At 73.1% G+C, this 13,100-nt stretch carries 13 protein-coding genes; 8 read left to right on the top strand and 5 right to left on the bottom strand.

Going from position 1 to position 13,100, the window contains the following annotated elements; genetic code table 11:
- The first annotated feature begins 13 nt into the window (after nt 1-13).
- Nucleotides 14-517, top strand: a complete 504-nt coding sequence (locus tag ACFYUS_RS14790) for a GbsR/MarR family transcriptional regulator (protein WP_388850657.1) — start codon at nt 14-16, stop codon at nt 515-517.
- Here ACFYUS_RS14790 and ACFYUS_RS14785 read toward each other — a convergent pair.
- Entirely contained in the window at nt 505-2,010 is a 1,506-nt protein-coding gene (locus ACFYUS_RS14785; protein WP_388850654.1) for a hypothetical protein, read from the bottom strand. The genes ACFYUS_RS14790 and ACFYUS_RS14785 overlap by 13 nt on opposite strands.
- A gap of 43 nt (nt 2,011-2,053) precedes the next feature.
- Entirely contained in the window at nt 2,054-2,800 is a 747-nt protein-coding gene (locus ACFYUS_RS14780; protein WP_388851746.1) for a diacylglycerol kinase, read from the bottom strand.
- A gap of 194 nt (nt 2,801-2,994) precedes the next feature.
- On the opposite strand from ACFYUS_RS14780, the gene ACFYUS_RS14775 reads away from it, so the two are divergent.
- Entirely contained in the window at nt 2,995-4,278 is a 1,284-nt protein-coding gene (locus ACFYUS_RS14775; protein WP_388850651.1) for an adenylosuccinate synthase, read from the top strand.
- A 55-nt stretch (nt 4,279-4,333) separates the two neighbouring features.
- Here the strand turns inward: ACFYUS_RS14775 and ACFYUS_RS14770 are convergent, their stop codons facing one another.
- Entirely contained in the window at nt 4,334-5,164 is an 831-nt protein-coding gene (locus ACFYUS_RS14770) for an oxidoreductase (RefSeq protein ID WP_388850649.1), read from the bottom strand.
- An 80-nt stretch (nt 5,165-5,244) separates the two neighbouring features.
- Between ACFYUS_RS14770 and ACFYUS_RS14765 the strand changes: the two genes are divergently transcribed.
- From ACFYUS_RS14765 to ACFYUS_RS14755, 3 genes are all read left to right on the top strand, one after another.
- Nucleotides 5,245-6,153, top strand: a complete 909-nt coding sequence (locus ACFYUS_RS14765) for a LysR family transcriptional regulator (protein ID WP_388850645.1) — start codon at nt 5,245-5,247, stop codon at nt 6,151-6,153.
- Nucleotides 6,154-6,228: 75 nt separating this feature from the next.
- Nucleotides 6,229-6,912 carry a DUF6232 family protein gene (locus ACFYUS_RS14760; RefSeq protein WP_388850642.1) on the top strand — a complete coding sequence of 228 codons (684 nt, stop codon included), beginning with the start codon at nt 6,229-6,231 and terminating at the stop codon, nt 6,910-6,912.
- Entirely contained in the window at nt 6,912-7,226 is a 315-nt protein-coding gene (locus tag ACFYUS_RS14755) for a hypothetical protein (RefSeq protein WP_388850639.1), read from the top strand. Before ACFYUS_RS14760 ends, ACFYUS_RS14755 begins: the two co-directional genes overlap by 1 nt.
- Nucleotides 7,227-7,232: 6 nt before the next feature.
- Here ACFYUS_RS14755 and ACFYUS_RS14750 read toward each other — a convergent pair whose 3' ends face one another.
- A complete protein-coding gene (locus ACFYUS_RS14750) occupies nt 7,233-9,065 on the bottom strand; it encodes a serine/threonine-protein kinase (RefSeq protein ID WP_388850636.1) in 1,833 nt (610 codons plus the stop codon).
- A gap of 34 nt (nt 9,066-9,099) precedes the next feature.
- Entirely contained in the window at nt 9,100-10,626 is a 1,527-nt protein-coding gene (locus tag ACFYUS_RS14745; RefSeq protein ID WP_388850632.1) for a substrate-binding domain-containing protein, read from the bottom strand.
- Between the two features lie 172 nt (nt 10,627-10,798).
- On the opposite strand from ACFYUS_RS14745, the gene ACFYUS_RS14740 reads away from it, so the two are divergent.
- The 3 genes from ACFYUS_RS14740 to ACFYUS_RS14730 all read left to right on the top strand — a co-directional run.
- A complete protein-coding gene (locus tag ACFYUS_RS14740; protein ID WP_388850629.1) occupies nt 10,799-11,749 on the top strand; it encodes an NADP-dependent oxidoreductase in 951 nt (316 codons plus the stop codon).
- 93 nt (nt 11,750-11,842) lie between these two features.
- Nucleotides 11,843-12,493 (top strand): FMN-dependent NADH-azoreductase, encoded by a 651-nt coding sequence (locus ACFYUS_RS14735; RefSeq protein WP_388850626.1) that lies wholly within the window; start codon nt 11,843-11,845, stop codon nt 12,491-12,493.
- A gap of 162 nt (nt 12,494-12,655) precedes the next feature.
- The coding region (locus tag ACFYUS_RS14730) for a glycoside hydrolase family 19 protein (protein WP_388850623.1) at nt 12,656-13,100 on the top strand (445 nt) is incomplete at its 3' end.

Here is a 13,100-nt window from a genome sequence, read left to right as displayed (position 1 = left end):
TAGAGTGGGGAACATGACGACGTCCAAGGAAACGGCCGGGGAAGAGGCGGTCTCCCGCTTCGTCGAGCGCTTCGCCGCCGAGATGACCGCCGCCGGCATGCAGCGCATGGCGAGCCGCGTCTTCGCCGCGCTCCTGGCCTCCGAGACGGCCTCCATGACCTCGGCCGAGCTCGCCGAGCAGCTGCGGATCAGCCCGGCCGCCGTCTCCGGCGCGATCCGCTACCTCTCCCAGGTCAGCATGGTCAGCCGCGAGCGCGACCCCGGCACGCGCCGCGAGCGGTACGTCCTCCACAACGAGCTCTGGTACGAGACCTTCACCCGCCGCGACCAGACCCTCACCCGCTGGGAGAAGGTCCTCGACGAGGGCGCCGCGACCCTCGGGACGGACAGCGCGGCGGGCCGCAGGGTCGCGGAGACGGCGGAGTTCTTCGCCTTCCTGCACGGCGAGATGGCCGGAATCATGGACCGCTGGCGCGCCCACAAGGACGCGGCGGCGACCGAGGCTCAGGAGTCCTGAGCCCCCGCCCGGGTCTCCAGCGGCGGGGCGAGCCGCTCCAGGAGCGCGGTGAACTCCGGCCGCCCGTCGTCCTCCCAGTACAGTCCCGCCGGCCACAGGGGGCGCCCCCCGATCCAGGGCACGACGAACGCCTTGCGGCCGTCCGGGGTGAAGTCCGGCCAGTGCCAGCCGTGCAGGCGGATCATGCCGACGGGCAGGGCCGGAAGCCCGCGGCGCGGCTCCTTCCGCGGGCCGGGCGGAATCAGCGGGATCACCCCGTCGGGCCGGGCGTGCAGGCCGCCGGCCCCCGGGAACGTCACCAGGACGGGCGCGCCGCCCTGGGGGTCGTACAGCAGGACGTACCGGCGGAGGCGGGGCGGGTAGGAGGTCGCGGCCCGGACCATCGTCCGCACGGTGGGGCGGCCGACGGTCAGCAGCTGGTGGCAGGCGTACACGAGCGCGCCGAGGGCCAGCACGCCCGCGACGCCCAGCTTCAGCAGGTCCTCCTTCGGCGGCCCGGTCAGCGCGGCCGCGCCCAGCGCCGCGCAGAACGCGAGCGCGACAAGCACCCGGTGCACCCCGGCGATCCGCCGCAGACTCCGCACCCGCCACCACGGCACCACGCTCACGTCCGCCTCCGGGCGGAGCGCCTTGCCCTGGGGGACGGCCTGCCGCCGGGCGTGCGCGGCGAGCACGGCGTAGGTCGGCCCGGTGGCGGGGGGCGGCGAGTCGAGGGGCACGGGAGGGCGGTCCATGAGGACGCCGTCCACGATGACGGGAGGCCGGTCCATGGCGGCGTAGGGGGTGTCGTCGGGGGCGGCGTCGGGGTTGTCGTGGTCGGGGAGGTCGTAGGGGGCGGCGTAGATGCGGTCGTAGGGGTCGCGGAGGTCGTGGAGGTCGGAGGGGCCGTGGGGGCCGTCCGCCGTGACGGGCGCGGCCTGCGGTTCCTGCGGCTGCCGTGGCGCCGCCCGGAGCATCAGCCCCTCCGCCTCCGCCCGAGCGACGATCCGCCGCCGCACGCGCCCGCCGCGCATCGGTTTCGCCCAGATCAGGACTCCGCCGCCGCCGGGCGGCGCGAGGACTCCGCCCACGCGCGGGTCGCCGCACCACCACAGCGTGCCGTCCGGGCCCGGCCGCAGCAGCTCGTACCGCTGCCGCGTGGCGACCACGGTCAGCGGCCACGCCTCGGCGCCGCCGGGGGAGCGCAGGACGACGCTCGTCGCGTACCGGCTGCTGCCGATCGCCACGGCGGGGTGCGCCGACCAGGTGCCCGCGCCGAGGGTCCGCCGCATCCGCCGCGCGTTGCCCCATGAGCCGATCCCGAAGCACAGCGCCAGGAACCCGGGCGCGAAGAGCCAGTAGGTCGCGTCGGAGGCCCACGTGTCCGCGACCAGCAGCTCGACGGCGACGGCCAGGACGAGGGCCACGATCCCCGCGACGACCAGCAGGGCGGCTCCGCGCCGGTAGCGCTCCAGCCCCGCCGCCGTCTCCTCGACGTCCAGCGCACACGTCATCGCATGTTCCCCCGCCCCTGAGTGATCGTCCCCGCCCGTGACGTTATGCGACCTCCACGGGCAGTGTCAGCCCCCAGGCCCCCGCCCGTACCGTCCACGTCCTCCGCCGCACCGGCCCCGTCAGGTGCCCGTCCGCGCGGTAGCGGAAGTCCGGGCCCGAGACCGTCACCGTACGGGCGGTCGCGTGCCGGGCGGGGGAGGCGAGCGGGTGGACGGTCACCTCGGCGGTGCCGCCGGCGGGCCGGACCGTCAGGCCCTCCACCGGGGCGTCGACGTCGGCGAGCAGCACCCCGTCCGCCTCGACCCGGAGCCGGGCCGTGGCCACGGCCACGGGGGCCGGGCGGACCAGCGTGCGGACGAGGGAGCGGCAGGTGCCCCAGACGGTCGGCGCCACGGGGGCGACGGCGGGTGCGCCCGGGACCAGGAGGTCGCCGAGGACGACGCCGTCGCTGTCGTCGACGAGCAGGTCGAGGCGGCGTACGGTCCCGTGCAGGACGGCCCGGGCCGCCGCCGGGGTGGAGCGCGGCACGCCGAGCGCGTGGGCGACTTCCAGGGCGTCCGGCGCGCCGATGGGGACGAGCGAGAGGGCCCCGCCGGCGAGCTCCCGCTCGCGGTGCAGCAGGGTCACCGTGCGCAGCAGCGCGCGGTCGTCGCCGAGTACGACGGGACGCCGGGAGCCGCGCCGGGCCAGGGCCCGGGAGAATTCCTCGGGGCCGTCCGGCAGGCAGATCTTCGCCTCCGCGCCCGCGGACAGCACATCCTTCGCGATCCGCACGGACTCGCCGTCCATTCGGCGGGCGACCGGGTCGACGATGACCAGCAGCTGGTCGTGATCCGACACCTCGGTCCTTCCTCGGGTAGCATCTTTGTGCAAGAGCCCCTTGCGCTATTGCGCCAGGGGCTTCGTCTATTCCGGGGCACACCGGTGAGGCGGCGTACGCCCCCTGACCTTGGACATGCCCCACCCGGAAGGGGTGTACGCCTGTGCCCGCACTTGTGCTGCTCGGTGCTCAGTGGGGTGACGAGGGCAAGGGAAAGGCCACCGACCTGCTCGGTGGATCCGTGGACTACGTGGTGCGTTACCAGGGCGGCAACAATGCCGGCCACACGGTCGTCGTCGGCGACCAGAAGTACGCGCTGCACCTCCTCCCTTCCGGAATCCTCTCCCCGGGGTGCACCCCGGTGATCGGAAACGGTGTCGTCGTCGACCCGGCGGTCCTGCTCTCCGAGCTGAGCGGGCTGAACGAGCGCGGCGTCGACACGTCGAAGCTCCTGATCAGCGGTAACGCCCACCTGATCACCCCGTACAACGTCACCCTCGACAAGGTGACGGAACGGTTCCTCGGCAAGCGCAAGATCGGCACCACGGGCCGCGGCATCGGCCCGACCTACGCGGACAAGATCAACCGCGTCGGCATCCGGGTCCAGGACCTGTACGACGAGTCGATCCTCACCCAGAAGGTCGAGGCGGCGCTGGAGGGCAAGAACCAGCTCCTCGCCAAGCTGTACAACCGCCGCGCGATCGAGGCGGAGCAGATCGTCGAGGAGATGCTCCAGTACGCGGAGCAGATCAAGCCGTTCGTCGCGGACACCACGCTGATCCTCAACAAGGCGCTCGACGAGGACAAGGTCGTGCTCTTCGAGGGCGGCCAGGGCACCCTGCTCGACGTCGACCACGGCACGTACCCCTTCGTCACCTCCTCGAACCCGACCGCCGGCGGTGCCTGCACGGGTGCGGGCGTCGGCCCGACGAAGATCTCCCGCGTCATCGGCATCCTCAAGGCCTACACGACCCGCGTCGGCGCCGGCCCGTTCCCGACGGAGCTCTTCGACGCGGACGGCGAGGCCCTGCGCCGCATCGGCGGCGAGCGCGGCGTCACCACCGGCCGCGACCGCCGCTGCGGCTGGTTCGACGCCGTCATCGCCCGCTACGCGACCCGCGTCAACGGCCTGACGGACTTCTTCCTCACCAAGCTCGACGTCCTCACCGGCTGGGAGCAGATCCCCGTCTGCGTCGCCTACGAGATCGACGGCAAGCGCGTCGAGGAGCTCCCCTACTCGCAGACCGACTTCCACCACGCGAAGCCGATCTACGAGATGCTCCCGGGCTGGTCCGAGGACATCACCAAGGCCAAGACCTTCTCCGACCTTCCGAAGAACGCCCAGGCGTACGTGAAGGCCCTCGAGGAGATGTCGGGCGCCCCGATCTCCGCGATCGGCGTCGGCCCCGGCCGCACGGAGACGATCGAGATCAACTCCTTCCTGTAAGCAGGCGTGCCGAGAAGGCCCGCACCTCCGGGTGCGGGCCTTCTCGCATGTCCGGCTACGCGTCGAACCTCGTGTCCCGCCCGACCTTGTCCCACGCGTTCAGGTCCGCCCGGACCTGCTCCAGGTGGGCGTGGATGGCGTCGATGGAGTCGTCGCCGAGGGCCAGCCGCAGCGGCGTCTCGTCGGCGTTCAGGGCGGCGAGGACGGCTGCCGCGGCCTTGGCGGGGTCGCCGGCCTGGCCGCCGTCTCCGCCCTCGACGAAGGCGCGGGTGGCGCCGACGGTGTCGGCGTAGTCGGGGATGGTGTCGCCGCTGAGGCTGCCGTTGCCGAAGAGGCTGGTGCGGAAGGCGCCGGGCTCGACGACGAGGACCTTGATGCCGAGGGGGGCGACTTCGGCGGCGAGGGCTTCGGACATGCCCTCCAGGGCGAACTTGGTGGCGCTGTAGGCCCCGAAGCCGGCCATCGACATCTGGCCGCCGACGCTGCTGAGCTGCACGATCGCGCCGGAGCGGCGGGCCCGCATGTGGGGCAGGACGGCGCGGGTGAGGGCGGCGGGGCCGAAGACGTGGACGTCGAAGAGGGAGCGCAGTTCGGCGTCGGAGGTCTCCTCGACCGAGCCGACGTGGGTGCGGCCCGCGTTGTTGACGAGGACGTCGACGCGGCCGTGGCGCTCGATCAGCGCGGCGACCACCCGGTCGACCGCCTCCGCGTCCGTCACGTCCAGGGCGACCGGGTCGACCTGGTCGGGGTGGGCGGCGACCAGGTCGTCCAGGGTCTCGGTGCGGCGGGCCGCGGCGACGACGACGTCACCGGCGGCGATCGCGGCCTCGGTGAAGGCGCGCCCGAACCCGCTGTTGGCTCCCGTGATCAGCCAGACCTTGCTCATGTTCCTGATTCCCCTCGTTCGTTGTCCAACAAGCGTGCACGCGAAGGCAGTTGTCCGTCCAAGATCTCGCGTGATAACCCATGGCTATGGACGTGCACGGGCGGGACCTGCGGTACTTCCTCGCGGTCGCCGAGGAGCTCCACTTCACGCGGGCGGCCGAGCGTCTGTACGTCTCGCAGCCCGCGCTCAGCAAGCAGATCCGCGCCCTGGAGCGGCAGCTCGGCGCGCCCCTCTTCGACCGCGACCGGCAGGGCGTCCGCCTCACCGAGGTCGGTACGGCCCTGCTGCCGCACGCGCGCGCGGTGCTCGCCGCGTGGGCGGAGGGGGAGGGCGCGGTGCGCGCCGCCCGGGCCGCGCGGGAGGCCACCCTCGTCATCGGCATGTCGACCAGCCCCGGCCGGGGCGGCCTGCTGCCCGCGATCCGCTCCCGCTTCACCGGGAAGCACCCCGGGGCGCGGCTCCGGCTGCGCCAGATCGGCTGGGACGATCCGACGGCCGGGCTCGCCGACGGCACCAGCGACCTGGCGTTCGTCTGGCTCCCGCTGGTCGGCGCCGAGCGCTACCGCTGGGTCGTCGTCGCCACCGAGCCGCGCCTGATCGCCCTGTCCGAGCGGCACCCGCTGGCCGCCCGCGAGCGGATCGACTTCGCCGACCTCCTCGACGAACCCTTCCTCGCGCTGCCCGGCGCCGTCGCCCCCGAACTCCGCGACCACTGGCTGGTCCTGGACGCGCGGGACGGCCGTCCGGCCCGGATCGGCGCCGAGATCAGCTCCACCGACGAGACGTACGAAGCCCTCGTCGACGGCCTCGGCATCTGCCTGGTCGCCGAGGGCAACGCCCCGCTGCTCACCCGTGGCGGCGTCGTCGTCCGCCCCGTCGACGGCGTCTCTCCGACCCGCTTCGCCCTCGCCTGGCGCGCCGACGACCCCCGCCCCCTGGTCCACGACTACGCGCGCGCGGCGGCCGAAGTCGTACCCCGGGAGGCTTGAACTCGGCTTGTGGGGCTGGTGGTTCGGCTGCGTAATGAGGGGCACGTCGTAGCCGTTCCGTCTCGGGGGGGATGCATGGGAACGAACGAAACGCCGCCGCCGAAGCCGACACAGCCACCGGTACAGACACCGAAGAAGCCGGTCGATCCGCCGTCGAGGCCGTGGACCGAGCCGGGCAGAGCGCTCGCCACCCCGCTCGGCCCGTCGCTGCCCGGGGGGCCCGCGCTGGTCATCAGCAAGCGGCTGCTCTGGGTGCACGGAGGCGTCTATCCGCTGGAGAACATCGTCCGCGTCCACACCTTCGTGCTCCGGCCCCGGCGCTGGGAGGCCGTCGTCCGGTTCCTGAAGCGCGGCGGGATCACGCTCGCCGTCCTCCTGACCCTCCTGTACTTCGCGGACCAGTCGTCGCCGAGTTCGTACGATTCGAGCAGCAGTGACCTCGGCAACGTCTTCGGCGGCGCCGCGGGCCTCGCCTTGTTCCTGCTGGTCTACTTCTTCGGCGACATGGCCTCCGTGGCCTTCGCCTCGACCCACGACGTCCTCGCCATCGAGACCAACGGACGTTCCACGGCCCTGGTGACCGGGGAGCGCGCGTACCTGAACCGGCTCGTCCGCTCGATCGCCGAGGCGATCGACAAGCCGGACGCGGAGTTCCGCGCCTCCGTGGGGACGCTGGAGATCACCAACTACGACAACTACTTCTTCGGGGACTCCGTGAACATGTACGGCGGCAGCGGCAACACGGGAGTGATGAAGTGATGGCCGGGGACAACTACTACGGCGACGTCGTCAACATGCACGGCGGCAGCGGCAACCAGGGCATCGTGCACCACCACGCCTCGCCGGACCTGGAGCGCGCGCTGGCGGACGTGCTGGCGCGCATCGAGGAACTGCGCGGTCAGGTGGAGCCCGAGGTGGCCGAGCGGCTCGACGGGGCATCGGCAGGCCTCGCGGTGCCGCAGGCGCGGCGGGGCGGGCTCGTACTGCTGCGGGACCTCGCCGTGACCGTCGGCGCGATCGGCCAGCCCCTCCTGGACGCCGTCGGGGCCGCGCTGCAGCTCCTCGGGCCGTAGCGGGCGCTAGTCCCGTACGAACTCGGCCGGTTCCCCGTCCGCGCTCATCCCGTAGACCTGGAGCCGTTCCTCGCCCTTGTACCGGACGATGCGGAGGTTGCCGGAGCCGTTCTCGGCGCAGTCCGGGTCCCAGGTGTCCGGGTCGCGGGTCTCCGGTCCGATGACGAGGAGGGTGCCCGCCCCGCCGAGGACGGCGGTGGAGGCGCAGTCGACGTCGTCGGAGAGGTAGTTGCCCTCGGCGTCCGCGCGCGGGTACGACTGCTCGTAGCGGACGAGGGGGGCGCCGGCCGGGCCCTGGGTGATGGTGACGCGGTAGGACCAGCGGTCGGGGTCGGGCTGGGTGAGGGTGTCCGGGGCCTGCTTCCAGGTGCCGAGGTATGCGGCGGGGACGATGTTCGTGCCGGCCTCGACCCGCTGGAAGGGGGCTCTGGCGACGCCGGAGCTCCATTCGACGACGTCGGCCGAGCGGAGCTTGAGCGTCTGGCGGGCGGCCGGGGTGCAGCGGCGGGCGGGGACGCTTTCGGTGATCTCGGCTTCGCCGAGGACGAGTTCGTCGTCGGTGGCGGAGATCAGCGCGGCCCGGCCCATGCAGAGCTGTTCGCCGGTGACGTGGGTGTAGACGGCGGCCTTGGCGCCTGCCGGGCCCTGGGCGATCTCGATCCGGCTGGTCTCGTACGGGGCGTTCGCCGAGCCCTTGAGGACGCCTTCCCAGGCACCGAGGAAGGCGGCCGGGACGATCCCGGCGGGGCGGGCGTCTCCGCCCTTGCCGCCGCCCGTGGTGTCGCCGTTCCCGGGCCGGTACGTGTACGCGACGCCGGCCGCCGCCGCGACGACGAGGGCCGTGACGGCGGCGAGCAGCGCGGTGCGGCCCCGGCGCCGGGGCGCGGCGGGCGCGGGAGCCGTGCTTTCCGTCTCCGGCGGCGGAGGAGCGTCATCGGCGGGGGACGTGCCGTCCGCTTCGAGGAGCTGCGCCGCGTGCCGTCCGAGGCGGGCCAGGACGTCCGCCGGGAGCCAGGGGTCGGCCACCGGGAGGGTCTCGACGATCTCGGTGGCGGTGGGCCGGGCCGCCGGGTCCTTGGCGAGGCAGGCGCGGATGAGTCCGGAGAGCTCGGGCGGGAGGCCGGTGAGGTCGGGCTCGTCGTGGGCGATGCGGAACATCGTGGCGTGGACGCCGCTGTCCGCCGTGCCGAAGGGGGCGCGGCCGGTCGCCGCGTACGCGAGGACGGAGCCGAGGCAGAAGACGTCGGACGCGGGCGAGACCTGGTCGCCGCGGACCTGCTCGGGCGACATGAAGCCGGGGGAGCCGACGACGGCCCCGGTGGTGGTGAGGTTGCCACCGGCGTCGACGTGGTCGACGGCGCGGGCGATGCCGAAGTCGATGATCCGCGGCCCGTCGACGGCGAGCAGCACGTTCGACGGCTTGAGGTCGCGGTGGACGAGCCCGGCGCCGTGGATGTGGTCGAGGGCGCGGGCGAGCCCGGAGGCCAGGGCCCGTACGGTCGCGGGCGGCAGCGGCCCGAACTCGTCGCCGACCACGGTCCGCAGGGACGGCCCGGGTACGTAACCGATGGCGACCCACGGGGAGTCGGCGGTGGTGTCCGAGCCGAGGACGGGCGCGGTGCCGGCGCCGCCGACCCGTTCGAGCGCGGCGACCTCGCGGGCGAACCGGCGCCGGAACTCGTCCTGGGCGGCCAGCTCCGCGTGCACGACCTTGACCGCGACGGTCCGCCCGCCGGCCGAACGCGCCAGGAACACCCGGCCCATCCCGCCGACCCCGAGGCGGCCGATCAGACGGAACGGGCCGACGCCGACCGGGTCTTCCGCGTGCAATGACTCCACGTCGCCAGAGCATGCCAGACCCGCAATCGCCCCATCAGCCGTCCCCGCAGACCTTCAGCCCCTTCGGGGTGGCGCAGGGCAGGTGGCCGTGGGCGCTGATGACGTCCTGGCCGCGCCCCGACCGGAGGTACGTGAGGAAGCTGGAGGTCAGGGAGTCGGTCCGGGGCAGGCCCCAGGTGTAGGCGTACTCGATCTCCCGGTACGGGTAGCCGGACCCGCCCAGCTCCTCCACGACGGGCCGCCGCCCGTCGACGGCCACCCGGTGCAGGCCCTTCCGTCCTTCGGTGGCGCGGAGTTCGGCGTAGCCGACGGCGCCGGGGAGCTTGGCGACGGTGTCCAGGACCTGGCCGGTGGAGTCGAGTTCGCAGCGGATCACCTTGGAGGCGGGGTCGTCGAGCGTCAGGCAGTCCTGGGAGGAGTTGGCGGGCTCGTTGAAGTCGAGGACCCGGCGCTGGAAGACCTGCCGGGTGCCGGAGTTGGCGTCCCGGCTGACCAGGAGCACCGGCCGGTCGAGGCTCGGGACGATCTGCTTCCAGTCGGTGATCTCGCCCCGGTAGATCCGGCGGACCTGGTCCAGGGTGAGGTCGTCGACGGGGATGCCGTCGTTGAGGACGAGGGTGAAGAGGGAGACGGCGACCCTGTTCTCCCGCAGCTCGGGGAAGCCGTTCGGCTTGTGCCCGTCGGAGAAGGCGATGATCGAGCCCCTCTCCTTCCCGGCCTGGGCCAGCTCCCGGATCCCGGCGGTCGAGCCGTGCACGTCGACGGTCACGGTGGAGCCCTCGCAGTCCTCCTCGTACTGCTTGGCGACCTCCCGCAGCGCGGGCGCGAAGGCCGTGGAGCCGGTGAGGGTGAGGGTGCCCCGGGCGCAGCCGATGGGCGGCGGGGTCTGCTCGCGGACGATGATCGCGGCGAGGGTCATGACGCAGACGGTGAGGACGACGACGACGTTCCGGGCGGTCGGGCTGAACCTGGCCGGCTTCTCGTCGGGGGTGGTGCTCCTGTTGCGCCGGATGGAGCCGCCCTGGAGGCTTCCGGCGATCTTGACGTCGCGGTCGGCGACGCCGCCGGAGAGCTGGACGAGCAGTTTGAAGTACTGGCCGCGCTCCAGGGCCACCTTGGGGACGAGGACCGCGTTGCCGTCGCGGCCCAGCGCGGGGGCGCGCTCCAGGTCGTCCCGGACCGAGACCCAGCCGGCGGGGACGGTGGCGACGACGCCCTGGACGGTCCGCTCGCCGAAGGTGATCCTCAGCCCGTGGGGTTCGGTGGAGGCGCCGTAGTCCTCGGAGCCGATGTCGAGCTCGCGGTCGTTCTCGATGCGGAGGAGGACGAGCGTGGAGCCGTCGGCGGGCGCGGCCATCCCCACGACCTGGCCCTCCCGGACGGTCATGACCTCGCTGTCCTGGTTGTCCTCGCGGTGGAGCGGGGTGTTGAGCTGCACGCGGTAGCCGAGCCGCTTGCGCTGCGGCGAGAACCGGTCGATCCAGACGACGGCGAAGGTGACCAGGACACCGATGAGGGCCGTCCCCACGGCGATGAGGTTCTCCGGTGTTATCCACTCCATGGCCGGGACGGTACGGACGTCCGTACGAGACCGGGAGGGGTGTAGCGGGCGGCCACCTGGACTTCGCCGTTCGTTCAGAGACGGCCACTCGGGTGGGCGGGCAGAGGTTGCTGGCGGGTCTGGAGCGTGGGTGTAATGGCCACGAGGGGGCCTTCCGTCTGAGGAGTACCCCATGCGTGTCGTCGAAGTGACCGCCTACGGCGGACCCGAGGTCCTCCGCATGGCCCGCCGGCCGAAGCCGGAGGCCGGGGCCGTGCCGGGCAAGGTGCGGGTGGCCCTGAAGGCGGCCGGAGTGAACCAGGCGGACCTGCGGATCCGCGCGGGCCGGTACGCCGACGCGGTCGGCGACCTCAGGCCCCCGTTCGTCCTGGGGACGGACTTCGCGGGCAAGCTGCTCGATCCCGTGCCCGGAGAGCCGGGGATGACGGTCGGCGCCCGCGTGGCCGGTTTCGTGCCCTGGTTCGAGATGCTGACGGGCGACGGCACGTACGCCGAGATCATCTGGGCCGCCCCGGAGTGGCTGGCCCCGGTCCCGGACGACGTGGAGTTCACCGTGGCCGCGTCCCTGCCGCTGGCCTCGGCCACCGCCCAGCAGGCCCTCGACCGGCTGGGCCTCCCGGCGGGGGCGGCGCTGCTCGTGACCGGCGCGAGCGCCGTGGTGGGCCGCCTGGCGGTCCAGTACGCCCATGCCGCCGGACTGCGCGTGGTGGCCGTCGCCCACGAGGGCGACGAGCCCGAACTGCGCGTCCTCGGCGCGGACCACGTCGTCACGCGCGGCCTCCCGGAGGACGTCGTCGCGAAGGTCCTCGCGGGCGACCCGGACGGGGTGGACGCGGTCTTCGACGGGGCGCTCGTCGGCCCCGCGCTCCTCCCGGTCCTCAAGGGCGGCGGCGCGTTCGCCGCGCTGGCCCCCGACCGGGTGCCGGTCGCCGAGCGTGACATCCGCGTCGAGACCGTACGGGCCGTCCCCGACGCCCCCCGGCTCGCGGAGAGCCTGCGGAAGGTGGCGAACCGCGAGCTGATCACCCGGGTGGCCGACGTGATGCCGCTGGAGGAGGTCGCGGAGGCGCACCGCCGGGCGGAGGCGGGGCACCGGCCGGGCCGGATCATCCTGATGATCTGAGGGTGATCCGGGTCACAGGGGCTGGACCTCAAGTTTGGTTGAGGAAGAAAGATCCTTCTCACCAGCCCCTGTGAAACCCAGGAGACGATCCCCATGGCCACACTGCTGCACATCGACACCTCCTTCGGCGGCGAGAACTCCCACTCCCGCGCCGTCACCGCCGCCTTCCGCAGGTCCTGGGAGGCGGAGAACCCCGGGGGAACGGTGATCTACCGGGATCTCGCGGCGGACCCGGTCCCCCACCTGGAGGCCGCCGCCTACTACGCCGGCAACACCGACCCCGCCGACCACTCCCCGGAGCAGCGGGCCGCGTTCGCCCTCCGGGGGAGGCTGATCGAGGAGGCCGAGCAGGCGGACGTGATCCTCCTCGGCGCCCCGATGTACAACTACGCGATCCCCTCCACCCTGAAGGCCTGGATCGACCACGTCATCGCCGGCGGCCGCACGTCGAGGACCGAGCACCGCTCCCTCGCCGGCAAGCGGACCGTCGTCGTGACCAGCCGGGGCGGCTCCTACCGCGAGGGCACCCCGATGTACGGCCGCGACTTCGTCGAGGGCTACCTGCGGCAGGCCCTCGGCAGCGACCTCGGCCTGGACGTCACCTTCATCACCCCCGAGCTGACCCTCGCCCCGGTCGTCCCCGCGATGGCCGACCTCGTCCCGCTCTTCGAGGCCTCCCGCACGGAGTCCCTCGCGACGGCCGAGTCCCTGGCGAAGGAACTGACGGTGCAGCTGGCCGCGTAAGCCCGTAAGGCCGCGAACCCGTAAGACCGTAAGACCGGAGAGCGACCCCCGCGACCCCACGACGCCGGGGGTCGTTTTCTGGTCTAGACCTTGACAGGTTCAGACCAATCACGCTTCGCTGTGGCTTCCCACCCGGACCCCACCCGGAAGGAAGTACGCACCATGCTGCGTAAGTTGGTCACCCTGCTGGCCGCTCTCTGTACGGCCCTCGGCCTCGCCGTCCTCCTCCCCACGGCCTCGGCGGGCGCCGCCCCCGCGTGCGTCGCCGCCTGGAACTCGGGCAGCGTCTACACGGGCGGCATGACCGCCTCGTACAACGGCCACAACTGGTACGCCAAGTGGTGGACCCAGAACGAACGCCCCGGCTCCTCCGACGTCTGGCGCGACGAGGGCGCCTGCGGCACCGGCGGGGGCGGCACGGACCCGGACCCCTCCGGATTCGTCGTCTCCGAGGCCCAGTTCAACCAGATGTTCCCGAGCCGGAACCCCTTCTACACGTACGCGGGCCTCGTGGCCGCCCTCAAGGCCTACCCCGGCTTCGCCACCACCGGCACCGACACGGTGAAGAAGCAGGAGGCCGCCGCCTTCCTCGCCAACGTCTCCCACG

The sequence above is a fragment of the Streptomyces sp. NPDC004284 genome, from assembly GCF_042874035.1.
Lineage (GTDB): Bacteria > Actinomycetota > Actinomycetes > Streptomycetales > Streptomycetaceae > Streptomyces.
The sequence above is the reverse complement of the archived record's forward strand: the minus strand, read 5'-3'. Positions and strand labels throughout refer to the sequence as shown.